Origin of the sequence: Tolypothrix sp. PCC 7601, assembly GCF_025677855.1 — a bacterium.
GTDB classification, from domain to species: Bacteria; Cyanobacteriota; Cyanobacteriia; order Cyanobacteriales; family Nostocaceae; genus Aulosira; species Aulosira diplosiphon.
Window position 1 is genome coordinate 4,663,174 of the sequence record NZ_CP064879.1, and the last position, 26,538, is coordinate 4,689,711.

General features: G+C 41.9%; 20 protein-coding genes. 7 read left to right on the plus strand and 13 right to left on the minus strand.

What is annotated here, in order from left to right; translation table 11 throughout:
- Positions 1–64: 64 nt before the first annotated feature.
- The 4 genes from HG267_RS19155 to HG267_RS19170 form a co-directional block, all read right to left on the minus strand.
- Positions 65–1,516, minus strand: coding sequence for a DUF3370 domain-containing protein (locus HG267_RS19155; RefSeq protein WP_045867673.1), 1,452 nt, complete (start codon positions 1,514–1,516; stop codon positions 65–67).
- Positions 1,517–1,547: 31 nt separating this feature from the next.
- Positions 1,548–1,733 carry a hypothetical protein gene (locus tag HG267_RS19160; protein ID WP_045867672.1) on the minus strand — a complete coding sequence of 62 codons (186 nt, stop codon included), beginning with the start codon at positions 1,731–1,733 and terminating at the stop codon, positions 1,548–1,550.
- Between the two features lie 41 nt (positions 1,734–1,774).
- Positions 1,775–2,896, minus strand: coding sequence for a geranylgeranyl reductase family protein (locus tag HG267_RS19165; RefSeq protein ID WP_045867671.1), 1,122 nt, complete (start codon positions 2,894–2,896; stop codon positions 1,775–1,777).
- Positions 2,897–3,384: 488 nt separating this feature from the next.
- Positions 3,385–3,606, minus strand: coding sequence for a hypothetical protein (locus tag HG267_RS19170; RefSeq protein ID WP_228045591.1), 222 nt, complete (start codon positions 3,604–3,606; stop codon positions 3,385–3,387).
- 377 nt (positions 3,607–3,983) lie between these two features.
- Here HG267_RS19170 and HG267_RS19175 point away from each other — a divergent pair, with 377 nt between their 5' ends.
- Positions 3,984–4,268 carry a helix-turn-helix domain-containing protein gene (locus HG267_RS19175; RefSeq protein WP_155538915.1) on the plus strand — a complete coding sequence of 95 codons (285 nt, stop codon included), beginning with the start codon at positions 3,984–3,986 and terminating at the stop codon, positions 4,266–4,268.
- 41 nt (positions 4,269–4,309) lie between these two features.
- Here HG267_RS19175 and HG267_RS19180 read toward each other — a convergent pair whose 3' ends face one another.
- Complete coding sequence (locus HG267_RS19180) at positions 4,310–4,747, minus strand: caspase family protein (protein WP_045867668.1); 438 nt, start codon at positions 4,745–4,747, stop codon at positions 4,310–4,312.
- A gap of 69 nt (positions 4,748–4,816) precedes the next feature.
- Between HG267_RS19180 and HG267_RS19185 the strand changes: the two genes are divergently transcribed.
- Positions 4,817–5,152, plus strand: coding sequence for a CU044_2847 family protein (locus HG267_RS19185; RefSeq protein ID WP_045867667.1), 336 nt, complete (start codon positions 4,817–4,819; stop codon positions 5,150–5,152).
- Positions 5,153–5,763: 611 nt separating this feature from the next.
- On the opposite strand, the gene HG267_RS19190 is transcribed toward HG267_RS19185, so the two are convergent.
- The gene (locus HG267_RS19190) at positions 5,764–8,442 is read right to left on the minus strand and encodes a zinc-dependent metalloprotease (RefSeq protein WP_045867666.1); all 2,679 of its coding nucleotides are present in this window, start codon (positions 8,440–8,442) and stop codon (positions 5,764–5,766) included.
- 887 nt (positions 8,443–9,329) lie between these two features.
- On the opposite strand from HG267_RS19190, the gene HG267_RS19195 reads away from it, so the two are divergent.
- The 4 genes from HG267_RS19195 to HG267_RS19210 all read left to right on the plus strand — a co-directional run bounded on the left by HG267_RS19195 (position 9,330) and on the right by HG267_RS19210 (position 13,859).
- Positions 9,330–11,060 (plus strand): diflavin flavoprotein, encoded by a 1,731-nt coding sequence (locus tag HG267_RS19195; protein ID WP_045867665.1) that lies wholly within the window; start codon positions 9,330–9,332, stop codon positions 11,058–11,060.
- Complete coding sequence (locus HG267_RS19200; RefSeq protein WP_045867664.1) at positions 11,044–11,331, plus strand: hypothetical protein; 288 nt, start codon at positions 11,044–11,046, stop codon at positions 11,329–11,331. The genes HG267_RS19195 and HG267_RS19200 overlap by 17 nt, the downstream gene beginning before the upstream one ends.
- 120 nt (positions 11,332–11,451) lie before the next feature.
- Positions 11,452–11,964, plus strand: coding sequence for a phosphate-starvation-inducible PsiE family protein (locus HG267_RS19205; protein ID WP_045867663.1), 513 nt, complete (start codon positions 11,452–11,454; stop codon positions 11,962–11,964).
- A gap of 158 nt (positions 11,965–12,122) precedes the next feature.
- The gene (locus tag HG267_RS19210) at positions 12,123–13,859 is read left to right on the plus strand and encodes a diflavin flavoprotein (protein WP_096622198.1); all 1,737 of its coding nucleotides are present in this window, start codon (positions 12,123–12,125) and stop codon (positions 13,857–13,859) included.
- 105 nt (positions 13,860–13,964) lie between these two features.
- Here HG267_RS19210 and HG267_RS19215 read toward each other — a convergent pair whose 3' ends face one another.
- From HG267_RS19215 to HG267_RS19250, 7 genes are all read right to left on the minus strand, one after another.
- On the minus strand, positions 13,965–14,963 hold the full coding sequence (locus HG267_RS19215; RefSeq protein WP_045867662.1) for a M48 family metallopeptidase: 999 nt from the start codon (positions 14,961–14,963) through the stop codon (positions 13,965–13,967).
- A gap of 474 nt (positions 14,964–15,437) precedes the next feature.
- Positions 15,438–16,283 carry a DUF4253 domain-containing protein gene (locus HG267_RS19220; RefSeq protein ID WP_052335032.1) on the minus strand — a complete coding sequence of 282 codons (846 nt, stop codon included), beginning with the start codon at positions 16,281–16,283 and terminating at the stop codon, positions 15,438–15,440.
- 104 nt (positions 16,284–16,387) lie between these two features.
- Positions 16,388–17,101: a rubredoxin gene (rd, locus tag HG267_RS41745; protein ID WP_045867661.1), complete on the minus strand. Its 714-nt coding sequence runs from the start codon at positions 17,099–17,101 to the stop codon at positions 16,388–16,390.
- 633 nt (positions 17,102–17,734) lie between these two features.
- The gene (locus HG267_RS19235) at positions 17,735–20,911 is read right to left on the minus strand and encodes an efflux RND transporter permease subunit (RefSeq protein WP_045868793.1); all 3,177 of its coding nucleotides are present in this window, start codon (positions 20,909–20,911) and stop codon (positions 17,735–17,737) included.
- Positions 20,912–21,062: 151 nt separating this feature from the next.
- Positions 21,063–22,370 carry an efflux RND transporter periplasmic adaptor subunit gene (locus HG267_RS19240; RefSeq protein WP_045867660.1) on the minus strand — a complete coding sequence of 436 codons (1,308 nt, stop codon included), beginning with the start codon at positions 22,368–22,370 and terminating at the stop codon, positions 21,063–21,065.
- A gap of 675 nt (positions 22,371–23,045) precedes the next feature.
- On the minus strand, positions 23,046–24,032 hold the full coding sequence (locus tag HG267_RS19245) for a LysR substrate-binding domain-containing protein (RefSeq protein WP_045867659.1): 987 nt from the start codon (positions 24,030–24,032) through the stop codon (positions 23,046–23,048).
- A gap of 184 nt (positions 24,033–24,216) precedes the next feature.
- Positions 24,217–25,065 (minus strand): lysophospholipid acyltransferase family protein, encoded by an 849-nt coding sequence (locus HG267_RS19250; protein ID WP_045867658.1) that lies wholly within the window; start codon positions 25,063–25,065, stop codon positions 24,217–24,219.
- Between the two features lie 298 nt (positions 25,066–25,363).
- Between HG267_RS19250 and HG267_RS19255 the strand changes: the two genes are divergently transcribed.
- Positions 25,364–26,434, plus strand: a complete 1,071-nt coding sequence (locus HG267_RS19255) for a D-alanine--D-alanine ligase family protein (protein ID WP_045867657.1) — start codon at positions 25,364–25,366, stop codon at positions 26,432–26,434.
- The last annotated feature ends 104 nt before the right edge of the window (positions 26,435–26,538 follow it).

Sequence of the window (26,538 nt, forward strand, 5' to 3'; positions counted from 1 at the left end):
TTAGCCCTTCACCTTTTCCCTTTACCCACTGCTTGCAGGTCTATTGTACTTGGCTTTGCTGTATTTATTTCGCCAGCGTTTTCACACTCAATACCTGTGGTGGTGTTGAATCTGGGGGATAAATCAAATCTATCTGTACCATTTTTTTACTTCCAGGTGGTAGCGTCACCTGTAGTAAGGGTTCTAAAACCTGTGCGGTTCTATGCCATAAATGTACATAACGCGTTTGTTTTTGCCCTTGGTCATCGGTATAATTTAGCCGCACTGTACCACGGAAGAAGGGAAAATCTAAGGATGGTTTGCGAAAACGGAGATTTCCTTTGGCTAATTTATCTTCCTTTAATGGTGTTTCTAGGGTAATAGCAACTTTCTGGGTTTGGTTAGTTGTATTGCTCAAAGGTAAGCTGAGGTTATATTCCACGCCATAATTACCGTGCGCTTCATAGGCGGTATCTGGATAGCGGACTAACATTTTTGCAGTTTGGTTTTGTTCGCTACCTAAACGTCCGCCTTTAAGAGTAGCAATAGGATAAGAAATCGCTTTACCTGGTTGCGGAATTGTGAGAGTTTGGGCTTTAGGGTTATCTGTAAGAGATGCTTGCCATTGCGAACCCTGCGATACACCAGCTACACGCCCATAAATCAGCACACCACCAGTAGCATTTGGGGGAGTAGGGGTTTTGTCTCGTGGCCCGGCAAAGTTACCATTATTAAGTAAAGCTTGCCATTCTGTGAGGGTAGGAGCGCGATCGCTTCCATCAGCGTTTTTCTTCGCAAACATTGCTAAACTAGCTGTATAGACTTTGCCACTACTACGCAGCCGCATAAAGCTAGAGCGACCATTTACAGGCTTTTCCAGATTTTTCACCGGAATTGGATGATTCAGCAGCATTCGGCTTTGTCCTGGTGGAATTACCAACTTCGCCGGAAAATCAGCTTGGCGAACCCCGCGCAATACATCACCAGCCGCGCGATCGCCTGGCCCTGAGAAAGCTTTACCATCGTTATTGTCGATATAAGGCCCCAACGTTACAAACGGCGCATCCTGCATCAAATAACTCGCCGCTTGCAATACATCTACTGTTACAGCTTGCTTACCGGGATTATTCACAATTACACCCAGGTATAGCGTCTGTAAATCCTTGGGAGTGTGGGTATAGTGATGAGCAAATAAATCAAAGCGTCCCGAAAAGGGAAAATTTAGATGCGCCGCCGAGACTTTTTTCCCTTGTGGGGGAAACGTAGACAGCAAAATACCCTCATTTTTAATCCATTCTGGGCTATTGCTATTAAATACAGGAATATTATCGAGTTTGCCAGGTAAAGCCCGTACTTCTCCCTCTTGTACAACTTCTTGAGGTGCTGGCTTGGGAGAATTTTGGGCGACGACTGCGGAATTATGACTGTTAGGTTTTGAGTTTAAGGTTGCATATGTCAAAGTTTGAGACAACGCAGTTCCTAATAAAAATAAGCATATAGGTGCAGTCAGTTGATATTGAGGCTTATTAGCTGGCATATATATTGATTTTTCAAGAAACTCGTAGTTTTCACGATGACTTCATGTAACTACAAGTTCCTGAAACAATATTTCTGATCATGGGCATTGGGCATTGGGCATTGGGCATTGGTAATTGGTAATTGGTAATCGTATTTATCTCCTTTTCCCCTTGTCCCCAGTCCCCAGTCCCCAGTCCCCAGTCCCCAGTCCCCAGTCCCCAGTCCCTAATCCCCATTACCCCTTATCCCCAGAGGGGGCCCCGAGTTCCCCAATCCCCTACCCCCCAAACCCCGGAATCAGCCGCTTCAGCGCCCGGCTTGCAACATCGGCATAGCGCAATTCGCCGCATAGAATTCTACCCATAGTTTGGGCACCAGTGGGGCTTTTAACGCCTACTTTGTAACCAATTTTGGGGAACCGATAAAATGCATTAGCTAATTTTTGTGCCCATGCCATTTCTGTACCCCATTGTTCGTTAATAGCATTGGTATATGCTTCTAAAGAATTGATATCGCCTGCAAGTGCCTCATTAATAGCGTTGGCTGCTAGCAATCCGCTAAAAATCGAAGGACGAATACCCTCTGCTGTCATTGGGTCAACTACACAAGCTGCTTCCCCAGCCAAAATTGCATTTTGAGTATGTAGCTTTTGATTACCATTCCACAAGCAAATAGGATGACCATATTGCTTGCAAATTTTGACATCTACATTAAAAGATTGAGAGTAATCATCCAAAATTTTCTTAAAATCTTGGGGTGCGCCACCAATAAAAGTACCAACACCAAGAGAATAACCATCAGCCTTGGGAAAGTTCCAAATATAGCCATTTTTGACCATCCCAAACTCAAAATGAGCTATTGATGTATTCTCAACATCGGCGGGAACTTCTGCCTCTAAAGCGCCTGCTAAGTGACGTTTGCGGTCTTTAAAACCTAGCCATTTTGCCATTGGCCCTTTAGCACCGTCAGCCGCGATTAAGTAACGACCTGTAACTGGGCCGTTGGCGGTGTTCACCTGCCAAGCATCACCTTGAAACTCAATACCAGTTACCTCAGTTTTATCTTTGAGTTCTGCCCCTTGCTTCTGGGCTTGCTGAACTAAAAAATGATCAAAAACATCTCGCCGCACCATCCAAATCGGTTCTTTATTGGGTATTTTCGCTTCTACAGGGTCTTCCAAGTTCCAGGTAAAGCGTAAAGAGTCTACTTTCACCGAAATTGCTGGGCTAAAATCAAAGTCAAACCATTGAGCAATTATTGGGGATACCCCACCACCACAGGGTTTGTATCTTGGCAAGGATTCTTTTTCTAAAATTAATACTGAGTGACCCCGCTTGGCTAAATGATACGCGGCTGTTCCACCAGATGGCCCGGCTCCAACGATGATACAATCGTACATAAGGCTAAATTTTATCTCCTCACCTTGTTGGCAAAAAAGTATATTTCTCTAATCTAGAGATAGACAGTATCATAAGAACTGTAACTAATTTTAGAGTTTATTGTTGAATATTTCTCGGCAATTTCTGATTGGATGTTTGAAGAAATCATTTACCATTCAGGCTGCAGTTATGACTAAGAAATACTCTCAAAAACCCCTATATAGCAGACAATATCAACTTAGATATATGACTTGTATTAGATTGTTGAAATTCACACTAGTAGTGGATTGACACAGCTAAAATGTTGCAATAATTTTTCTTGTGGGGTGGACATCTTGTCCGCCCTGGACGGGTGAGACACCCATCCCACAAGAGTTTTTTTATGCACTATTTTAGTCGTGTCAGTCTAGTAGGGTGCGTTAGCTTCAGCGTAACGCACCTTTATTAAGTGATATTTTTCATAAATCAAATCAAATTCATATATTTAGCAGTTGTATAAATACTGCAATTATTTCTCTAAAAAGTTTGTTACTTTGAAATTTGAAGTCCCTTCCCAACAGTGATTTAAACAGGCGTTTACCCTAGCATTTGGTGTATCGACTGATTCGTTGGAGGCATTAAACTGTACTGCAGTTACAATATATTCAAAAATAATGACACATTGTTTAGTTGGCGACATTCTCTCAACCATAATGGTTTCACCAATCCTAGGAATTTGTGGCAAATCCACAACAAACGTCTCCATCTTTGGCTTGTCTAGTGGATTCTTGAAACTAAAGTACTTACAGTAAACAAGAACTTTCACAAATCAACCCACGAATAATAATAGACAGGGACAATTCACAATATCAAGAATGAATACTACTAATACCAATTCAAAATGAAAATTTAAGAAACTTCGACATCATCTAGGTTTTAGTTTTTGAATATGTTACCCTCTCTTTACTAATTAGTATAAGTATCCTGATACGGCAAAGAAGATATAAATATATCATCAAAAATTTTTCTAGGAAACCGGGAAACAAGAAATATTTAATATTTAAACCTCATCCATGTTGAGAACTGGAGTTTTGACACAAAAAATATTACTCTTAATCAGTGGGTGTAGTGGAGAACGAAACAGGGATGCTCAAAGTGGAATGCGATCGCTGGAATCAAAGTGCCTCAATATTGAGAGAAGAAGCGTTAAAAGCAGATCATAGTCGTACCCGTGAGCGTTTAATGGCACTATATGAGATATGTAATGGAAAAAGCGCGACGCGGGTAGGTGAGGAAACAGGACGCAACCCTCAGACAGTAATGGAGTGGGTACATCGTTACAATGTTTCAGGTATGGAAGCGCTGTTGTATCAGCATACAGGTGGTCATCCCCCCTTTTTTCAGCAGAGATAGAGCAAGCAATTGATAGAGAGATTTCGTAACTTCTCCGCTAACTACTCTCCCACACCTTTTTTTCGTTCACCCCAAGTTCTGATGGCGGAAACTGAAGTTAAAAGCTTCAATAGAGTGGCGATCGCATTTTGCCCGTCTTTATGACAATCTGAAGTAGCCAAATACCCCTTCGGTTCACCTGTCAGGCTGGGTGCTTCAAATCCATGTCCGGCGAAATAAATCAGTGCTTCGCTACCCTTGGCTTTCTCCAGTAAAAACATCCTCAGCACTTGACCGAGTTCTTTACCCAGTAATTTTTTATCAGCAGTGACTGAAGAGCAATTTTCAGTCTCGATTAATTTACCAGGTAACGGCTGCACATCAAAGCGACCGTGTTCTTTTAATAGCTGTGCGATTTTTTCTGCATCATCAACAGCTTTTGGTAGATTTGTGAAGTTGTCATACTTGGCAATGCCAATTACTAGGGCATATCGAGCCATATCTCTGTGGCAGTCATTTTTACGTAATAGTACTAGAATAACAACCAAAAAACTAACTGAGGCTACCAAATGTCAGAAGTACAAAGGCTGATTGTCAAAGATGATGATCAAGAGTACGAAATCTATGTGGAATCTAAGGAAGCTGCTGAGGTTCCAGAAGATGAGGAACCTGGATACCGTGATATTTTACCTACAGTAAAAATTCAAGAGTTTCAGAGTAAGATTCGTAATTATGCCAAGTTAGCTGTTGGGGCTTTTAAGAATATACCTGACGCAGAAGAGGTCACTGTTAAATTTGGTATCAAGTTGGGTGGGAAAACGGGGATTCCGTTTTTAACTGAGGGTTCGGCGGAAAGTAATTTTGAAATCGAAGTTAAGTATAATTTGGCGCAGAAGAAGCCATAATTCGACGCGTTATATATATTCAGGACTTACGCAAGCAAAATTTGTCATTGCGACCGGAACGAAGTGTAGGGAAGCAATCCCAGAATCTCAGGCGATTACGTCGCTGCGCTCGTAATGACGTAATTCCGTTACTTTTGCGTAAGTCTTAATATTTATTCTGAGGGTAAGGCAATGCCTTGTCCTCTAGAATATCATTCATGTGTCGCCAACATTATTTAAATTGGTATTACATAATCGGGGTGAGCAAGATGCCCACCCCATAGAATTTTTATGCACTGGAAATATGCAAATTAACTAAAATGTTTTGAATTTTGAGTTGTTATTGTTGTTCTTCTTCGTAAAACCAAGCTTCTGCTAAAAGAGAGAAGCCAAGCAACCAAAGGAAGCAGAAAACTGACAATAAAATTATTCCGGTCATGGCTAATATTTCCCCCAACTTGATTTTAGTGGAGAGTTATCTTCAATGTAACGGCATTTTATTTGCTGACAAGGAAGTTGCAACAAAGCTTGACAAATTCAGCGCTAGGGGTTATTGATTATACAATTTCAAAATACCAAACAAACATCGATTCCACAATAGTCCCCAATACCCAGTCCCCAATCCCTAATCCCTAGTCCCCCCCTAATGCTTTAGTGATGCGATCGCTCGTGACTTGCAAATGGGCTAATGTGGAAATATCAATGTTTTCGCCCAAGTCTTTGAGCCTGTTGTCAACTGCGGTTTGCAGTTGACGCAATTCGTACCAAGCTAATGTGCGTCCGTCTTCTGGTGTGTTGGTATTTCGCAACATCATTTCTAGCAAGATATTGAGATATTCGCGTTGTAAGGAACGGCGCAGGCTAGAAATGGGTTTTGGTTCTGTAGAAGTGAAAACTTCTGTCCAGATACCTTGTTGTAAGGTTTCAAATAGTTCCGGGATGGAAAGAGCTTCTCCAGGCTGTGTTTTTAATTCTATATCTTGCAGGCGACTGAGGCGATCGCTATTGAGGAGCGATCGCAATACTCGACTTTGGAATTTTAAAATGCGATCATGTAGGGGATAATCTAGGCGATCATTTGGGATAGGATTTCCCCAATGTTGCCAGCGTGATGGTGCTAGTTGATTGAGTAATTGCGGTGAGAAGTTAAAAGCATCCTCAGCAAATACATATTCTTGCAACTTTGCTAAAGCTTGACGTTGTTTTTCCAAAGAAACTGGTACAAAAGCCCAGGAAGTTTCATCACCAGCATGAACACGCCGAAATGATTGTCCACCAATATATTGAGAAACTAAGGTAGCGTTACGAAAATAATATCTGAGGACGCGATTAAATAAGGCGCGCAGATTACTATAGCTTTCTCCAGGCGATAAATAACGCTGATCGAGGCGTTCCCACATCACACGGGCGTTATCCATTTGCCATTGGGAATATATTAGTACATCACTACTCATATCCCAGAGGTTTGCTAGGGGGTTAATATCCCAAATATCTTCATCTGTAGCGTAGGATAATTCTGGCTGTGGTGATGCTAGGGCAATCTTTTCTAAGAAGCTTTTTTCGGCTTCTGGTAGCATCGCATCAGTTGTGGCTTCTGGGTTGATTTTATAACCATACTCAATTGCCCATTCATCATAAGGGCCAATCATCCCAGGGAAATAATCACCTTGTTCTACACCCATCGGTGCGATATTCACGGGTAAATAATCCATCACCGAACCCGCTAAACCTTTGCTGTGGGTGATTTCGGTGTTATTTAATTCTTGGGGCGCTAACATGGTGCTGCCGTGAAAATTATGACGTAAGCCCAAAGTATGCCCGACTTCATGGGCAATTAAAGAACGCAAATATTGCTGCACATATTCCTGCATAGCTGCGCTAGTTGGTGTCGTGTCAGGCAACAATGACAACGCCAACGCCCCAATAGCGGCTTGATTTGTCGCTTCCCTTCCATAACAGAGTTCCGAATCTCTCTGAAAACCTGCGACATCACAACCATCTAATTTATTTTTGCTATTCCCTGACTCTGCGTAGGCGCGATATTCTTGCTGAATTGAGCGCACCATATTCGCATCAACAATAATATCTGCGTCCAGTATTTCCCCGGTAAATGGGTTAACACGTGTCGGCCCTTTGGCAAAACCTGCATCTAAAGAATTAAACCAACGAATAGTGTTGTAACGCACATCTGCGGGATACCAATCAGCATCATCTGGCATTTGTCGCACTTCAATGGCGTTTTGGAATCCGGCTTTGGTGAATGCTTTATTCCACATCAGCACACCTTCGCGGATTGCGTCACGGTATTCTAGGGGTACAGCATTTTCAATCCAAAATACAATCGGCTGTTTCGGTGGCGATAAAGGTGCGTTGGGGTCGGATGGTTCTAGATGCCAACGATTAATATAACGTACAAATGGATCGTGACTCTTGTGATGAGAAAAATCTTGGAATGCGGTAATAAAATATCCCACTCTATCATCAGCGAGTCTAGGAATATAACCGTTGTTTTCTGGCAGTTGGGAAAAACTATAATGTACTTTTAAAGAAAGTGCGCGGCTATCGGGTAAAGTAACTAAATTTGCACCTTCTGGTGAGTAAAAACCGTAAATAGAATCAATCTCTAGATTTTCCGGTAAGCTGTTAATATCGCCAAAATAAGACTTGCTGGGTTCTAAGCGGTAATCAGCCTGTAAAGAGTATTTCAATATAGGAGTTAAACCTGGGAAATCCTGCATGAGTAAGTCATCCAGGTTAATCAGAATATTTTTACTACGCGGATCTATAGTGTCGATTGGCAATGCATAGAGAACCGAATCGCTAAAAGAACGAGCAAGCGATCGCTGTTCTGGTTCACCTTCTTCTGTACGAAATTTCACATTCCGCACTACAAAGTGCAAATTGTGATTGACTCGTCGGAAATAGAAGAGAAAATCAGTTATGGGTAATCCACTATAAATCCCACTTTCCCCTAATCCCGATTCTAATGTGACTGTCGCTAAGTAATTTTTATTGAGTTGTTCTGGCTTAATTTCCCAATAAGTTCTGCCCTCTTCATGGCTGCGGTAAAGGGTAAACAATCCCTCTAATTTCTCTGTGGCTTTAACTATCTCACGAAATCGCCGCAAATCTTCTCTTCTACTATCAATAAAAATATTGTCCGCACTGGCGATATTTTCCACTGCTGTCACTGCATGGAATTGCGGCACATCTATATTGGCAAGTTGATTGGCGGCTGCGTAATTAGTTCCTAATAACCAGTGATAGACAAAAAAGATACAGATTACTAATTTCCTAATCCAGTATTTCATCCTTGAGTTTTCCAGCTGAAGCGGTTCTGATATTGAGGAAAAAATGTGGATTTATGCGTCTTCTGTCAGCCTTGCCAATACTTCCCAACTAATTGCAACTACGCACTATGTAAATCCACCATCATTAGACAAACTATTGTTTGTCCCAAAGTAAAACAACTCCACGAACCGAAAAGTAAGCTAATGCGCGTCTAAAATTGCATAACTACTAATCAGGGCTGTTAACAGTTAACAGTTAACGGTCAACTGTCAACTGTCAACTGTCAACAGCCCTCACGATGGATTGTGCAACTTAAAAGCAGAATAGCTAGTTTGTCTTTTTAACTTTGTACGAGTTATCCATTTATAAGATGAAACTGCTGAGATAGCAAGTATTTACTTCTTTAGATAGATAGGAATTCCAACCTAAAGATATAGGTTTTTTGCAACAGTCTATTGTATTAAAAAGCAAAAAATGCCCAAAAATTGTATTTAGAGCTACATTTAAGCGCATCAAAGGTTGGCGATCGCAGATGCAATTAGGCTCTACAAGAGTTATTTATTTAGCGATGTTTGACTATTTCTCAGTATTTTCACTATGAAAGATGGCAGTCAGGTTTCTAATTGATGAATCAAACTGTAGTGCCTAGATACCCGACTTCTTGAAGAAGTCGGGTATCTAAATCAAGTAAATGAAATCTAAAAATATTTGTCACTTCCATCTCTTAAATTTATTATTTAAAGCCTTGATGATAAACATTGATATTAATCAATGGTAATTACACGCTCATCAACAATAAATGTTTCTGATGGCTTACTTTAGAAATAAACATTTTACTAATTCACTATTTTGTAGCAATTATAGAAATAAGCACATTAACTAAAGAAAATATTTTTAGATAAATCACATGAACTTACTTACAAAAGCCCCACAAACGCTTGCTTCTCCCGGACTATTGACAATTGAAACTGTAGAAATTGCACCACAAACAACCGCTATTCGTTGTCTGGACTGGGATAGAGAACGCTTTGATATTGAATTTGGCTTACGTAATGGAACAACCTATAATTCTTTTTTAATTCAGGATGAAAAAATTGCTTTGGTTGATACTTCCCATCGCAAATTTGAGCAATTATATCTAGAATTGCTAACAGGAATCATTGACCCCACAAAAATAGATTACTTAATTGTCAGCCACACCGAACCCGATCATAGTGCTTTAGTTAAAGACATCTTACAATTAGCTCCCAATATCACCATTGTGGCAGCGAAGGTGGCAATTCAATTTCTGGAAAACATGATTCACCAGCCATTTAAATCTATCCAGGTGAAGAGTGGACAGCGTTTAGCATTAGGAGATGGGCACGAATTAGAATTTATCTCTGCGCCTAACTTACATTGGCCTGACACAATTTTGACTTACGACCATAAAACAGGCATTCTCTACACCTGCGATGTATTTGGAATGCACTACTGCGACGATCACACCTATGATGAGAATTTTAATGTGATCGAAGATGATTTTAAATATTACTATGATTGTTTAATGGGGCCGAATGCCCGCTCTGTATTAGCAGCTTTAAAGCGGATTGAAAATTTAGAGATTGGTACAGTTGCTACCGGACACGGGCCTTTACTGAAAAACTATATTCCCGAATGGCTGGGACGGTATCAAAACTGGAGCTTAGAACAAGCAAAAACTGAGAAATTAGTGGCGCTATTTTATGCCGAAGATTACGGCTATAGCGAACATTTAGTAAGAACCATCGCGCATGGCTGTACAAGAACAGGTGTAGCAGTAGAATTAGTTGATATCAACAGCGCCGAACCACAAGAAGTCCGGGAATTAGTAGGACAAGCTGCTGGGTTAATTATTAGTATGCCTGCCCAAAATGCAGTTAATGCTCAAGCGGCAATTAGCACAATTTTAGCGGCGGCTCATAATAAACAAAGCATTGGTTTATTAGAATCTGGTGGTGGCGAAGATGAACCAGTTTATCCCCTACGCAACAAATTTCAGGAATTAGGATTAACAGAAGCCTTCCCCCCAATTTTAGTTAAAGAAAGTCCCACTGCTTCCCTAGAACAATTGTGTGATGAAGCGGGTACAGATATGGGTCAATGGTTAACCCGCGATCGCACTATCAAACAAATCAAATCCATCAACACCAATTTAGAAAAAGCCTTAGGCAGAATTAGCAACGGACTCTACATTATTACTGCCAAAAAAGGAGAAGTTCAAAGCGCAATGTTCGCTTCTTGGGTAACTCAAGCCAGCTTAAATCCTTTAGGAGTAGCGATCGCAGTCTCCAAAGACCGCGCTATTGAATCATTAATGCACGTAGGCGATCGCTTTGTTCTTAATGTTTTAGAAGAAGGCAATTACCAAGGCTTAATGAAACATTTCCTCAAGCGCTTCCCCCCTGGTGGCGATCGCTTTGCCGGAATCAAAACCTATCCAGCCAACAATGGCTCCCCCATTTTAGCCGAAGCCTTAGCCTACATGGAATGCGAAATCACCAGCCGCATAGATTGTGGCGATCATTGGATTATTTACAGCACAGTCCAAACCGGACGAGTTGCCAAAGTCAACGCCCTCACCGCCGTCCACCACCGCAAAATTGGCAATCATTACTAAATTTGGGCATGGGGCATGGGGCATAGGGCATGATTTATTTTTCCCTGTTCCCTATTCGCAAATTTTTGCAGAAGTTTATGGCAAAAAATGCCACAAAACTTGTGAAGACACCATTTTTTACGAGAAAAAAGCAGACAAAGCTGTAAAAATTCGACTCAAACTTATAAATGCTCGACTTTTCACGAGAAAAAAAGCAGACAAAGCTGTAAAAATTCGACCCAAACTTATAAATGCTCGACTTTTCACGAGAAAAAAGCAGACAAAGATGTAAAAATTCGACTCAAACTTATAAATGCTCGACTTTTTATATGGAAGAAGGCAGAATTCTCTTCTGCCATCTGCCCTCTGCCTTCTTCAATTTATCTTGTCCCCAATCCCCAATCCCCCCAATATGTATCAGCCTGTTGAAAAGAACTCAATCCCCGCTTATGAAATCAATCGGGGGCGCATTCTGCGAACCTTGGAATTTATCCAAGACATGATTGTGATTTCCTTGTGCATGGGTTTATTTAGTTTCATGGTGATTCAAGTGAGAGATATGTTTTTCTCCTTGCTCCCTCCATTAGATTTCCATGTAGTCACAGCCGATATTCTGTTTTTACTGATCTTAGTTGAGTTATTTCGGCTCCTCATAATTTACCTCCAAGAACAACGCATTTCGATTGGTGTAGCCGTCGAAGTTTCCATTGTCTCAGCGTTAAGAGAAGTGATTGTCAAAGGCGTACTAGAAATTAGTTCCAGCCAAGTTTTAGCCACTTGTGCATTCTTACTCGTTTTGGGAGTACTACTTTTCTTACGAGTTTGGCTACCCCCAACATTTGAAGGCATAGATCCAGAACAAGAAGTATCTAAACGCTATCAACGCCTCCATAAAACAGAATTAGCAAACAGTAACGGACGATAGCAAGCAGAGGGGGATGAGGGTGATGAGGTAGATGAGGGAGAAATACTCAACACCAATTACCCAATGCCCCATGCCCCATGCCCAATGCCCAATCCCTAATCCCCATTACCCCTTATCCCCAGAGGGGGCCCCGAGTTCCCCAATCCCCAATCCCAACTATGTCAACCGCAACCCTAACCCCCAACCGTTCTCGAGATGTTCAGTTAGCTGAAATTGGTACCAATACGCTGATATTGCGATCGCGTACTTGGGAACGTCTCAAATTTGAAGTTGAGTATTCTCGCCAAAAGGGAACTACGGCAAATTCTTATTTGATTCAAGCTGATAAAAAGGTTTTAATTGACCCTCCCGGTGAGTCTTTTACGGAGATTTTTTTAGCACAACTAGCACAACAATTAGATTTGACCACCCTTGATTACATTGTTCTGGGTCATGTCAATCCTAACCGCCGAGCCACTTTAAAGGTTTTACTATCCCTAGCGCCGCAAGTTACATTAATTTGCTCTCGTGCAGCTGCGAATGCGCTCAAAACCGCTTTTCCGGAATGGGAATCCCGGATTCAAGCTGTGCGCTCAGAAGATACTCTCGATTTAGGTCAGGGACATCTTCTCTCATTTATTAGTGTTCCTACTCCACACTGGGTTGATGGGCTTTGTACTTACGATGCTGCAACCAAAATTCTCTACACTGACAAGTTTTTTGGCGCTCATATTTGTGAGGATGCCTTATTTGATGAAGATTGGAAAGCTTTAGATGCAGAACGTCGTTACTATTTTGATTGTCTTCATGCTCCCCAAGCTAAACAAGTAGAAGCTGCTTTAGATAAACTGGCAATTTTCAGCGCCAAATCTTACGCACCTGCACATGGCCCGGTTGTGCGTTACAGCCTCAGCCGTTTTACCTATGATTATCGGCAATGGTGTCAAGGTCAAAAGTCTCAGGAGTTAAGCGTTGCCTTACTTTACGCCTCTGCTTATGGGAATACAGCGATTTTAGCTCAGGCGATCGCTCAAGGTTTAATTGAAAATGGGATTAATGTCGAATCCATCAACTGTGAACTCGCAGATGCGGCGGAAATTACCCGCGTTGTTGAAGCTTGCGACGGCTTAATTATTGGTTCGCCGACTTTAGGCGGTCACGCACCGACGCAAATTCAAACTGCTTTAGGGATAGTCCTAGCTTCAGGTGCGAAAACTAAGTTAGCTGGGGTGTTTGGTTCCTACGGTTGGAGTGGCGAGGCGATTGATTTAATCGAAAGTAAGCTCAAAGATGCCAATTATGGTTTAGGGTTTGAGACAATTCGCGTCCGCTTCAGTCCAACTCCCTATGTATTACAGCAGTGTCAAGATGCAGGTGCAACCTTTGCCCAAAACTTGAAGAAAACTAAGAAACTGCGGGCTTCTCGCCTCGTAGCCACAGAAGCACAAGTGGACCGCACCGAACAAGCAGTAGGCAGAATTATCGGTTCTTTGTGCGTCGTCACCACTCACGATGGAGAAAATCACAAAGGTATCTTAACTTCTTGGGTATCCCAGGCAACTTTTAACCCACCAGGAATTATGATTGCGATCGCCCAAGAGCAAAATGCTGATTTAATGCGTCATCCTGGTGACAAATTTGTGCTGAACATCCTTAAAGAAGGTAGAAATGTCCGGCGCTATTTTTCTCGTAATAGCAGTTTAGGCGAAAATCCCTTTGCAAATATTCCTACTCAAACTGCTGAAAATGGCTGCTTAATTTTGAATGAAGCTTTAGCTTATTTAGAATGTACAGTCCAAAATCAACTGGAATGCGGCGACAGATATTTAATTTATGCCGTAGTTAATAGCGGAGAAGTGTTAGAAAATGATGGCTTCACTGCTATTCAACATCGGAAATCTGGTAGTCAATATTAAATTGGGGATGGGGCATGGGGCATAGGGCATGGGGCATTGATTATTTCTCCCTCATCCCCCTCATCTCCCATCCCACTCATCCCCACTCATCCCCCCTCATCCCTGCTATTTACCAAATCTATGGTCTATATCATCTGCTTGAGAACCACCACGAATAGAGTTAATTCTTAAAGAAGCTTTATCTTTAGAAAGGTTATAAGTTAAAGGCTTAGTTTTAGAGATTCTAGCTTCACCTTCTTTGGCTAAAGTTTGAGGTGGATATTTAATCATTAAAGCTTTAATAGCCTCAATTCTTTTAGGTACTGCTGGATGCCCAGAATCAGCTTCAGAACCAGGAATTTGAGATAGAACTTGCATAACTCGCAGACATCCTTCTGGATCAAAGCCAGCTTTTGCAGAAGCTATATAGCCAATTTCATCCGCTTCAAATTCTTGTTGTCTGTCTTGTTCAGCTATACGTTCTTCTAGTTCTTTTTTCTTTCTTTCAATAATTTCATTAATGCGTTTTTGTGAATCTGCTTGGCGTTGCACGCCTTGATTACCCAATACCGAACCTAAGAGGCCACCAACCGTTCCTCCTACTACACGATTCACTACAGCACCACCCACAACAGCCGCTGTGGACTCTTCATTTGCTGCTTTTTGTTCTCCTAAAACTTCTCTTTTGGCTTCTTCTTCTATTTTGGCAATTAACTCATTTTTTTGAGCTACACCAACTGCAATGTGACGTTTAGCATGGTGACCCATTTCGTGAGCAACTACACAAGCTAATGCTGAAGAATCACCAGCTAATTGGTCAAGAATACCATCATAGATAGCAATGAGATTGACATCCGTTGCAAATGCATTCACATCATATTTAGCAATAGTCACAACTCGCCAAGGTCGATTATCCAATTCATTGGCACGTGCAATTCTATCTATCACTCGATAAAGAGCATAAAAATCTTCAGGTAGTTGCTTTCTAGCTTGTTCGTAGTTGGAAGAGGATGTGGGCGCAGGTTTTTTTTGCGTGGCTGGTTTAGCTAATACTGGAAGTGTTGCAGACAACAAAAATAGGCACAAAGAACCACTAGTCAGGAGTTTGGTTTTCCAGTTGCTCATTATTTTCAGTATTGTGGTATTTGGAATTTATTTTATACAATAAGGAGATTATATACTTTAGCGCGCATTTTTGTAGATATACCGCCCGATAACGCCTTGTTTAGGCTGATATCGCTTCCTGCACTGGTAATTTACATTAATAAAATCAATAATTTTTGTAAAAAAAGATATCTGTATACTTAAATAAATAGAGAGACTCTATAGAACTCATATTTGATTTCTGAAATACACGTAGGGTGTGTTGTCGCGCAGCGCAACGCACCAAAGTCCAGAATACGGTGCGTTACACTTCGTGATAACGCACCCTACACATACTTAGATTTTTTCAAAAATCAAATCGGATTCCTCTATAGAACTCATATTTGATTTTTGCAGTTCACGTAGGATGTATTGGCAGCGAGAGTACGGCATCAGTTAGCTGAGATTTTTTCAACCGATATTCTGGCTGCGATCGCACTTTGTTTTACTACTGGCTTAATCCCACCAGAAATACCAAACTTTTCTGTTAAGTAACATAGCTGCTAAATTATTTAGCGTTTCTACGCTTTGGTCTACAATATCAGCACAATACATATACTGTTCTTGAGCTAGGTGGAATGCATCTTCGCGATTTTGAGGAGGATGATTAACGCACATTTCTACTACATCATGGGTAATCCCAACGACTTCTGCACCATATTTCTGCTGCCAGTATCTCATCAGTCCCACGTGTATTGTTGGTAGAGGGCAATCATTCCAATTACCAAATTTCAGAAAAGCTGGAACTTGCCAACTCAATTTAGTGGGAATCATTGCTAATACTATATTTGGATGTGGTAGACGAGTCAAAATATTATAGGGAATTGTATATCTTTGTGGCTGTTCAGAAATTAGATCGTCCCATTCACCAATTTCTATTTGGGTAAGTGGATCTAAAGTATTCTGCATTTCTATAGTGTTACTATCATCTGCCCATAAAGTTGCTCTTTCTTCTCTTTGCTGTTGCGCTTTATTATTCAGCCATTCATCTACATTAAAAGCATCTGCTTGGGTGATGATTTCAGTAACAGTTAAGGATTGATAGATTGAGGAATCTTGGTTGTTGAATTTAAGTGTTTCTAGATGAGATTCAACTTCATCTCGATTTCCTAGCAATAAAGGATAATGTTCTGTCTCATCCACAAGCTGACGAAGTTGTTGCCAATACTTTATCGCTTCAGCACCAGCAACTGTCAAGCCATATATTTGCTGTGAGTCAACCTTCCAGAGTAATTCTAGAGTATCTGATTTAATACTATGTTGAGCTAATATTGATTGTAACTGGCTTTGATTGATAACCATATATTGTGTATCAGCACCTTGCTTGTTATTAATAGCAATAAGGGCACAACATTGTTGTGCCCTACGAAGTTTGGTATCGCCAAGATAACTGCTATCTTACAATTTTAGGCAGCGAGTTTTTCCTCAAGTGGTTTAAAGGTCTTTTTGGTTGCGCCACAAATTGGACAACGCCAATCATCAGGGATATCTTCAAAAGCTGTACCAGGAGCAATTCCGGAATCAGGATCGCCAGCAACAGGATCGTAAATCATGCTGCATTGTCTGCAAATCCATTTCCGAGTTTTTGGATCTTCACCTGCAACTCTGGTTGCGGCTTGTCCACCATTTAATACTTCTAAAGCTTCAGCGTAGCGATCTGCGTGGTAATTTTCGATGAATTTCAGCAAACCAAAACGATGAGCGGCTTCACGAAATGTGGTAGCGTGTTCGCTAGATTCTTTTGCTTGTTTCAGAAATTCTTCGGCTGCAGGATTGTCGCGATCGCGTTGAGCAGCGGAGGCGAATTCTGGATACATTGTAGTGTATTCATAGGTTTCGCCTTCAATTGCTAAAGATAAACAACGAGAGATAATTTCTCGCTTTTGTTCGTCAGTTAAAGCCGCCGGATCTTGAACAACTAGTTCTGGATGTAGCAAAACAAAATGTGCAAAAGCGTGTTCTGTTTCTTGATGTGCTGTTTCTTTAAAAAGTTTCGCTATGTCTGTAAACCCAAGTTTATGCGCCACATCAGCAAAAAACAGATACTTTCTATTTGCCATCGATTCGCCACCGAAGGCAGCTTCTAAGTTTTGAAGTGTAGTAAAGTTGGATAAATCCATAATTGTAGGATGTTGCGGAATGAGATTTCGTGGGTAAAACAGAAGCCAAAAGTCAGTGAATTAACTGATATACATAAGCGTTGTCAACGTTTTCATACAACGTTTTTTAGCTCATATTCAATCACCTATTTGGTTAGCTGCCATAGACATTATATTGGGTGTTTGCTGTTTGGCGTTTGGCATTAGTTATTTGTTAAGAGTCTCAGGCAAAATGATTTTTTCTTTTCTCATTAGCTAAGTAAATAATTGTTAGATTAAGTAAGTCGGCTTGAAAAAACCGAGGTATGTTACAAAATGTAAAATCCCTTAAAGTCTCTTCCCTTTTGCCTTTTGCCTCTTGCCTCTTGCCTTGCCTTAACGATAAATTTCAACGCCTACCTACTTATGCAATTCCGCCATTGACGCGAATATTTTGCCCTGTAATCCACCGGGCTTCATCGCTACTTTTCGGTTAAGGGGAAAAAGGGGAATGGGAAAAGGGAAAGAAACAACCCTTCACCCTTAACCTTTTTCCCAAAAGCTATTTTGAGTTCAAAATGCTCACCCGAGTAGTATTGGGCAAAATCTAGGTTTTATTGGCGAATTGGTATGACATTGAGAAACTCTTTCTCCCCCTGCTCCCCTTGTTTAGCCTCAGTGGTGACTTGTGTAAGTTACTTTGTCATCCTGGGTAGAGTCTGGCAATTGTGGGTGCTCAGGATGGCGACGGAAGCGATCGCGAATTTTGCCAATGACGATGTATAAAATTGGCACCACGAACAAACTCAACAGAGTAGAAACAATCATTCCACCAGCTACCGCAGTACCGAGTGATTTTCGGCTGGCTGCACCTGCGCCTACAGGGTTGACTAACGGCCAAATCCCTAAAATAAAGGATAAGGAAGTCATCAAAATTGGTCGTAAGCGTTCTTGTGATGCTTGAATAGCTGCTTTAGTGAGCGAAAGACCCTGTTCTCGTAGCTGGTTGGCAAATTCTACAATCAAAATCGCGTTTTTACTGGCTAAACCAATCAGCATCACTAACCCAACTTGGCAGAATACATCGTTGGGTAGACCACGCATTGACTGTGCTAACAGTGCGCCTAAAATAGCTAGGGGTACTGCCAGCATAATAATCAACGGATCAACGTAGTTCTCGTATTGAGCAGCCAATACTAAGAAGACAAACACCAAGCCCAAGATAAAGATGATCGGTGCTTGACCGCCAGATTCTTGTTCTTCAGCCGCGATTCCTGACCATTCGTAGCCCATACTCGCTGGTAGAACCTGCTTTGCTAGTTGTTCCATTGCTGTGGTTGCTTGTCCAGAACTATAACCGGGGGCGGCTGAACCGTTAATTTCAATTGAACGGAACAAGTTATAGTGGTTGATTGTTTGCGCGCCAGTAGTAGAAGTGAGCTTCACTAAATTACTCAAAGCAATCATCTGATTGTTGTCAGAGCGAACATACAACTTGCCAATATCTTCAGGATTGGAGCGAAATTGCGCGTCTGCTTGCACATAGACTCGATAAGTTCGTTGGAGCAAATTAAAGTCATTGACATACCGCGAACCCAAGTAACTTTGCAAGGTATTAAAAACCTCGTCTACGGGAACTTGCAAAGCTTTAGCTTTGTTGCGGTTGACTTCAATCAGCATTTGCGGCGTATTCGCGTTAAATGTGCTAAATACGGCTTGTAATCCTGGTGTCTGATTACCACGTTGAAGTAACTGACCCATGACTTCCAACAGAGTATTTAAACCACTGTTCCCGGCTCTATCTTGTAGCTGGAATTGGAAGCCCCCAAAACTGCCTAAACCTTGAATAGATGGGGGATTCACAGGGAAGATTCGGGCTTCTGGAATGGCGGATAAAACTCCTGCTAACTTACCAATGATTGCTTCTGCTGACTGTCCTGGTTCGTGACGTTCTTCCCAAGGTTTAAGGGTAGTGAAAATCGCCCCACTATTAGCAGAGTTCCCGCTAAAACCAAAACCACCGATCGCAAACGTACCTGTAACTTCTGGTAATTTGAGAATTTCTTTTTCTACCTGAGCCATCACTTTACTTGTGTAGTTCAGGGAAACGCCTTCTGGCCCTTGAATGATGGTGATGAAATAGCCTTGGTCATCGTCGGGGATAAATGCTGTGGGTACGCGGGTGTAAAGCCAAGCTGTCAAACCCAAGGAAATAACAAATAACAGAACGACGATCGCTTTTAACTTATTCAACCGAAATAGCGATCGCTCATAGCCGCGGCGCATCCAATCAATCAAGCGGTTAATCCGCTCAAAAATCCAACCTAACCAGCCACGGGGTCTTTGTCCGCGACGCAGCAACAAAGCCGAAAGTGCAGGAGTCAGAGTTAAGGCTAAAAAGGTAGAAATCGCCATTGAAAAGGCGATCGTCAGCGCAAATTGTTTATATATCTGTCCTGTGGAGCCTGGGAAAAAGGCAACGGGGACAAATACAGCCATGAGTACTAAAGAAGTGGCAATTACTGCCCCAAATAGCTCCCTCATGGATTCAGACGCAGCCTGACGAGGTGACATCCCCTCATCCTCGATTAACCGAGAGATATTCTCTACCACGATAATTGCGTCATCCACCACCAAACCTGTGGCGAGGGTTAAACCAAACATGGTCAGGGTGTTGATAGAAAATCCAAAGGCTTTGATAAAGGCAAATGTCCCTACCAAAGTCAGAGGAATCACAATCACCGGAATCAAGGTAGTGCGCCAGTCTTGTAAGAACAGGAAAATTACCAAGACCACAAGCGCGATCGCTTCTATCAGCGTCTTAACCACCTCTGCCAAGGAAGCTTCCACAAATGATGTTGTATCAAAAGCTACTTGATATTTCATCCCTGGGGGAAAGCTTTGTGCCAGTCGGACAATTTCTGTTTTGACGGCATGAGCCACATCTAGGGCATTACTGCCAGGGGTGGCAAATATCCCTATACCTACACCTTCGTTACCTCTAAATCGCAGAAAAGAATTGTAATTTTCTGCTCCCAATTCCGCCCGACCCACATCTTTAAGTTTGATCAGCGTCCCATCTGTAGCAGTCTTGATCACGATATCGTCAAATTCCGTGACATCCGTTAATCTACCGATAGCTTGCAAATCTACTTGATACATTTGATCGGGCAATGTGGGCTGCTGACCAATTTGTCCTGCACCCACCTGCACGTTTTGTTCATTGAGGGCATCAATCACATCCTGGGCGGTGAGGTTGCGACTAGCCAGGCGGTTGGGGTCAAGCCACAACCGCATTGCGTAACGTCGTTCCCCAAAAATCTGTGCCTCGCCCACACCATTGATTCTTTTGACGGCATCGACAATATACAAGTCAGCGTAATTACTTAAAAAGACATTGTCGAACTCTTGGTTATCAGAGTACAACCCGATCGCTAACAGAATATTGTTCGATTGTTTGGTGACAGTCACTCCAGTTTGCTGCACCACTTCTGGTAAAAATGGTTCCGCCAGCGAAACGCGATTTTGCACATCAACTGCGGCAATATCTTTGTTTCTGGATGGGTCGAATGTGACTGTAATCGTACTATTGCCATTGTTACTACTGCTCGAAGTCATGTACTTCAAGCCTTCAACGCCATTAATTTGACGTTCTAATACCGTCGTTACGGTATTTTCCACAACTTCTGCACTAGCACCAACATAGTTTGCAGTCACAGTAATTTGAGTCGGACTAATTTCTGGATACTGTGCTGTAGGTAGCGTGGGAATGCTGATTGCGCCTACCAAAAGGATGATGATAGAGCAGACACTAGTAAATACAGGTCGCCTGATAAAAAAATCGACAAACATGAAATGGGGAATGGGTAATGGGTAATGGGTAATGGGTAATGGGGTATTGGGTATTGGGCATGGGGCATGGGGCATGGGGCATTTATCATCTATATGCCCTGTCTGCTTCCTAGTCCCTAGTCCCCAGTACCCAGTCCCTCATCCCCCATCCCTACTCTGCAATCACAGGCACGCCATCTCTCAAATTCAGCAAACCAGAGACGATAATTTGTTCTTCTGGCTGCAATCCTTCGAGAACTTGGTAATTATTACCTTGAATGTTGCCTAGCTTGATCCGCTTTTGCCGCGCAATTAATTGCGGTTTACCTTGGGGATCGTTTTCTGTTTGCGCTACATAAGCAAAGGTTTCTCCAGCTACACGAGATACTGCTGTTGTGGGAATCAAGACTCCTGGCTTTTGATTCCAAATCACTTTTGCTCTGACTAATTGATCGGCTCGCAATTTACCTTGCGAGTTGTTCAATAGGGCTTTAACTTGTATGGCTTGTGTGCCATTACCCACGCTGGGAGAAATAAAGAATATTTTGCTTTTACCTATGGGTTGTCCTTGAGCATCCATGACTTCCACAGGTAATCCTTGACGTAATTGTGCCCCTCGCTCTAGTGGGATGGAAACATTGACTTCTAGAGGTTGATTTTGGGTGATAGTAGCTAATTGCGTGGAATTATTCACGAAATCTCCCACTTTCACGGGAATATTACCAACGGTGCCTGCGAATGGTGCAGTAATTTTGTAGTATTGCAGCTCAACTACTTGTTGCTTAGTATTAGCCTCAGCTTGCTGCAAAGCTTTTTCTGCCTGGGATATAGTAGCTTGCTGTGCTTGGATTTTGGAATCTATGGCGTTGAGTTGGGCTTTAGATGTCGCTAGGCGATTGGCGTACTGATCTCTGACTTGTCGGGAGACAGCGCCTTCCGCAGCCAGGGTGACATACCTGTTGTAATCTTGCTGGTTTAATTGGACATCAGCAACGTTCGATAGGCGATCGGCTTGTAAGGATTTCAGTGTAGCCAAAGCATTTTGTAATTGTGCTCTCGCTCCTTGGGCACCTGCATTTAACCCGCTAACTGCTGCTTGTTGCTGTCTGGGATCTACCTGGATAATTGGCGTACCTTCAGCTACCCGATCTCCCGATCGCACAAATATCTGAGTAACTTGTCCTTGGATTCTCGGTTGTAAGCTAACTGAACGCCGGGACTCTAGGTTGGCAATAAAATCTGAACTTTCTTGAATTGTGCCTGTTTGTACGGGGGCTATCTTGACTCTTACGCCAGGAGGTTGAGCGTTCTGTGCTGTTTGTTGTTGCGGTGTTAATAAACGCCAAACTATAGCACCACCACCTAGTAATAATAGTGCAGCTAACAATAACTGAAGCCACCGCCTTTGTTTTGGTGGTGGCTCAAATGATGATTCGGGAAGGCTTTCTTCAAAATCAGTAGGTGAATTAGGGGATGTCATGGTATATAAGGAACCTCAAAACAAGTTAACTAAAAATTAATTTGAATTTAAGCTCATAGAATTTTCCCTTACCTCCTCGTTGCAGTGACTATAAAGGTGCAATGCCAACTAGTCCAAGATTTTTCAATGAGGACTTTTAACCCGTAACCCTTGACTCCTGAAGTTTTACCATTAACTATTTTAAATTTACTGATTTAGCATGAGGATTGCTGGCAAGTTTTCTGACAATCCTTCTCAAATATACTACTTTTGTAGTTATCTATAATCTACCGAAAGGTAAGTGATAAAAATCAGATTATATATATGTAACTCATCAGGTATTCTCAATACTTGCGGAAAATATTCTAATCTTGCTAGCTAACGATTTCGTCGATGTATTAGCAGAAAAAATGTAATTTATGATGCAATACTGTTGGGATTAGCTGGTTTTTTCCTCCGCACTATCCCTAGTTGTTTGTTACCTGTATTCTTACGGCATCCAGAAATTTATTAACTGAACCTTATTGATTGACAATTTTATTTATTTATTGTGTAAATTTAAATTTTTTACACTTAATTGATATACGAGAATATACACAAAACCCTCTTAATATAAGCTCTCAAGGGTTTTATGCTTAATAACTATATTGTCTATTCTCGTATATCAAATAACACCAAGTAAAACAGGGGAGCCAGCTAAGAGACTTGCCTTTCCAGCGCCAATATTGATGAACTACGTGATGAATTATGCAAATGTGATGTTATTAGCATTTCTTCAAAGGCTTTCGAGAGAGCTGTTTGGAAACGCTGTCGATGTTTGAGTTTAAAGAAAGGTCGAATAATCTCTGCATTGACGCTAGAGCTATTTCTATTATCGATAACTTGGATGGCACGTAAAGTCCCCAGTTGGATTTCTTTTTTTACCATTAACTCAGAAATTCCTGTAGCACCAACACCGCTTTCTACTGCGGCTTTTGCCATCTCGCCGCTATTAAAAACTAACATGACATCAAGTTGGCTAAGGTTTATTCCCCAGTTTTGTAAAGCTTCCTCAAATCTCTGCTGTGTTCCTGAACCTGGTTCCCGCATCACCCAAGGAGTTTGAGTCAGTTCTGTCAGTACAATTTCGCCACGTTCAAACCAAGGGTGCGTTTGGCCGACCACAATTTGTAAGCGATCGCTCCCGATAATTTCATAGTCCATTGTTGTTTGCAGTTCTGGCTTCACATCTCCTTCCACCAAACCCAAATCAAATTGTCCCATGACTGTTCCGGCACAAATCGTCTCTGCATTCGCCAGGGTACAGTTAACGGAAATTCCTGGATACTGGCTTTTAAACTCGCTAATCTTACTCGGAAGCCAATAGTTACCGATTGTCAAACTCGATCCCAATTTTAATTCTCCCCGTTGGAGATTATTGAGTTCCCGTAATCCTCGTTCTGTCAAACTCACCTGATCGAGAATTTTTCGCGCCTCCTCTTGGAGTAATTTACCCGCCTCCGCAATCTCAATGTGACGGCCAATGCGATGGAACAGCTTGACTCGGTATTCCTGCTCTAAGCTTTGAATTGCAGCACTAACAGCCGGTTGAGTAATATATAGCTCTTCCGCTGCACGAGTAAAGTGTAGATGCTCCGCCACAGCGAGAAAGATGCGTAGCTGATCGAGCGTCATCCCTGCCATGTGAACTGTCCCTAATTATGTATGTCAAAATTTTAATTACTTCTTTTTATCATTTTGACAAAAAAAAGTATCTAATTCTATCATTTAGAACAGCTAAAGTATAAATAAAAGCTTGTTGCCCCATATCTAAGCAACTGAGACATTAAATAATTGATTTTCTAGAAGTCCCTAACCTCAATTAAATTTAAGACTGGGCACTGAGCTTGACTAATTGGTCTAATTCATGCTGCATTTGACTGCGAACTAATTCATAACATTGATTAACATACTGGCGATCGCACGCCGCTTCTCTACCATAATGCTCAAATTTAATCGGTGGGCAAACCCTTGTATGAATAGTCAGAGGAAAGGGAATATTAGGCAATGGGCCGAGTGATAAACCCCAAGGTAAGCCTAAATAAATGGGAAAAACTACCGGATCAATACCAAATAACCAAGGCATTCCCAATTTGTGAAGTTGGGCGATAATGTCATAACATTCAGTCAATACAATCAGCGTTTCATGAGCACCCGCAGAAATCACAGGTACAATCGGTACTCGTTCCCGCAGTGCTACCTTGATAAACCCTTGTCTTCCCGCAAAATAAATTTGGTTCCGTAAAGCATAAGGTCGAAACACATCTTCTGCGCCACCAGGATATACAAGTACACTCGCTCCAGAGCGCAAAGCTGCATAGGCCATTTTAGGATGAGCCATAATTGCACCACACTTAGCTACCAGTTGTGCTATTGGCGGAGTAACTTCCCAAACTTTGGGATGCATTAAACCATAGACTGGCTGCTCTACACCAAATTTGCGGAACCAGTCATACATCATCATCAGCATATCTGGAGCAGCTAGTCCCCCATTGTGAGAACCAACAAATAAAACTTGTTCTTGGGGCGGTATATGCTCCCAACCACTAGTTTGAACTCGAAAATAGTGGTCATAGAACCATCCCATGATTGGCATGATTGATTTGATGAATCCTGGATCGCGCTCATCCAAAGACCATCCGAGTTTTTTGTGCAGGTGATGTTGTGTTTCTGACATCCAGGCATATTAACAAACTTGATAAAGTACAGACAATGAGTAGTGTATTGATTTCAGGATAATTTTTGGGACTGGGGACTGGGGATTGGGGAACTCGGGGCCCCCTCTGGGGATAAGGGGCAATGGGGACTGGGGACTGGGGAATGAGTAATGAGTAATGAGTAATGAGTAATGAGTAATGGGGAAAAACACCAAATGACAAATGACCAATGACCAATGACAAATGACAAATAACAAATGACAAACAACAAACCTGTGATACGCTATCTGCGAGATAAAGCGTTATTAGGTACTGAATATGACTAAGCTGCGGGTAGGGTTGCTGTTTGGGGGACGTTCTGGGGAACATGAAGTTTCGATTAGTTCCGCAAGGGCGATCGCTAATGCTTTAAGTGCAGAGCAAAATAGTAGTAAGTACGAAATTCTGCCTTTTTATATCCAAAAAGATGGTTTTTGGCAGGCTGCGGAAGTAGCACAGCAAGTTTTAGCTTCTGGCGCTGCTATCCCAAATCCTGCGGCTAGTCCGAATCTTTGGCAATTCCCACCCGCAGCACAAACGGTAGATGTTTGGTTTCCAATTCTGCACGGGCCTAATGGTGAGGATGGCACAATTCAAGGGTTACTCAGCTTGATGCAAGTCCCATTTGTGGGTTCTGGGGTGTTAGGTTCGGCAACGGGGATGGATAAAATTGGTATGAAAGTGGCTTTTTCTCAAGCTGGATTACCCCAAGTTAAGTACAAAGCCGTAACCAGAGCGCAAGTTTGGTCAAATCCTTGCGTATTTCCGAAACTATGTGACGAAATTGAGTCTGAGCTTGGCTATCCTAGTTTTGTCAAACCTGCAAATTTGGGTTCATCGGTGGGGATAGCGAAAGTGCGATCGCGCCAAGAATTAGAAGCGGCGTTAGATAATGCTGCTAGTTATGATCGCCGGATTATTATCGAAGCTGGAGTGGTCGCTAGAGAAGTAGAATGTGCTGTTTTAGGCAACGATCAACCCCAAGCCTCGGTAATTGGGGAAATTACCTACAAGAGCGATTTTTACGATTACGAAACAAAGTATACCGCAGGTTTAGCAGATTTATTTATCCCCGCCCAATTACCAGATGCGATCGCGCGTCAAATTCAAGACATGGCTTTACAAGCTTTTGCTGCTGTTGATGCTGCTGGTTTGGCAAGAGTAGACTTTTTCTATGTAGAAGCTACAGGGGAAGTTTTGATCAATGAAATCAATACCTTGCCAGGTTTTACCGCAACTAGTATGTATCCCCAATTATGGGGGTATAGTGGTGTTCCTTTCCCAGAACTAGTAGATAGATTAATTCAACTAGCTTTAGAAAGAGATACTGTGACCGAAAGACAGAGTTAATCCTACCAAAGTAGAGTTTTTTTCAGAAATCATCAGATTTATTCCCCTCAGCAACTCGCAAAAGTTACTTTGTTGTAAAATTGTGCTACTGATACCTGAATCCT

Excerpts from the sequence above, each read along its gene's own strand:
- HG267_RS19165 (WP_045867671.1), bottom strand. The coding sequence starts at position 2,896 with ATGTACGATTGTATCATCGTTGGAGCCGGGCCATCTGGTGGAACAGCC.
- HG267_RS19245 (WP_045867659.1), bottom strand. The coding sequence starts at position 24,032 with ATGGCAGGGATGACGCTCGATCAGCTACGCATCTTTCTCGCTGTGGCG.
- HG267_RS19235 (WP_045868793.1), bottom strand. The coding sequence starts at position 20,911 with ATGTTTGTCGATTTTTTTATCAGGCGACCTGTATTTACTAGTGTCTGC.
- HG267_RS19155 (WP_045867673.1), bottom strand. The coding sequence starts at position 1,516 with ATGCCAGCTAATAAGCCTCAATATCAACTGACTGCACCTATATGCTTA.
- HG267_RS19210 (WP_096622198.1), top strand. The coding sequence starts at position 12,123 with ATGTCAACCGCAACCCTAACCCCCAACCGTTCTCGAGATGTTCAGTTA.
- HG267_RS19180 (WP_045867668.1), bottom strand. The coding sequence starts at position 4,747 with ATGGCTCGATATGCCCTAGTAATTGGCATTGCCAAGTATGACAACTTC.
- HG267_RS19250 (WP_045867658.1), bottom strand. The coding sequence starts at position 25,065 with ATGTCAGAAACACAACATCACCTGCACAAAAAACTCGGATGGTCTTTG.
- HG267_RS19255 (WP_045867657.1), top strand. The coding sequence starts at position 25,364 with ATGACTAAGCTGCGGGTAGGGTTGCTGTTTGGGGGACGTTCTGGGGAA.
- HG267_RS19215 (WP_045867662.1), bottom strand. The coding sequence starts at position 14,963 with ATGAGCAACTGGAAAACCAAACTCCTGACTAGTGGTTCTTTGTGCCTA.
- rd (WP_045867661.1), bottom strand. The coding sequence starts at position 17,101 with ATGGATTTATCCAACTTTACTACACTTCAAAACTTAGAAGCTGCCTTC.
- HG267_RS19240 (WP_045867660.1), bottom strand. The coding sequence starts at position 22,370 with ATGACATCCCCTAATTCACCTACTGATTTTGAAGAAAGCCTTCCCGAA.
- HG267_RS19160 (WP_045867672.1), bottom strand. The coding sequence starts at position 1,733 with ATGGGGATTAGGGACTGGGGACTGGGGACTGGGGACTGGGGACTGGGG.
- HG267_RS19195 (WP_045867665.1), top strand. The coding sequence starts at position 9,330 with ATGAACTTACTTACAAAAGCCCCACAAACGCTTGCTTCTCCCGGACTA.
- HG267_RS19190 (WP_045867666.1), bottom strand. The coding sequence starts at position 8,442 with ATGAAATACTGGATTAGGAAATTAGTAATCTGTATCTTTTTTGTCTAT.
- HG267_RS19205 (WP_045867663.1), top strand. The coding sequence starts at position 11,452 with ATGTATCAGCCTGTTGAAAAGAACTCAATCCCCGCTTATGAAATCAAT.
- HG267_RS19185 (WP_045867667.1), top strand. The coding sequence starts at position 4,817 with ATGTCAGAAGTACAAAGGCTGATTGTCAAAGATGATGATCAAGAGTAC.
- HG267_RS19220 (WP_052335032.1), bottom strand. The coding sequence starts at position 16,283 with ATGGTTATCAATCAAAGCCAGTTACAATCAATATTAGCTCAACATAGT.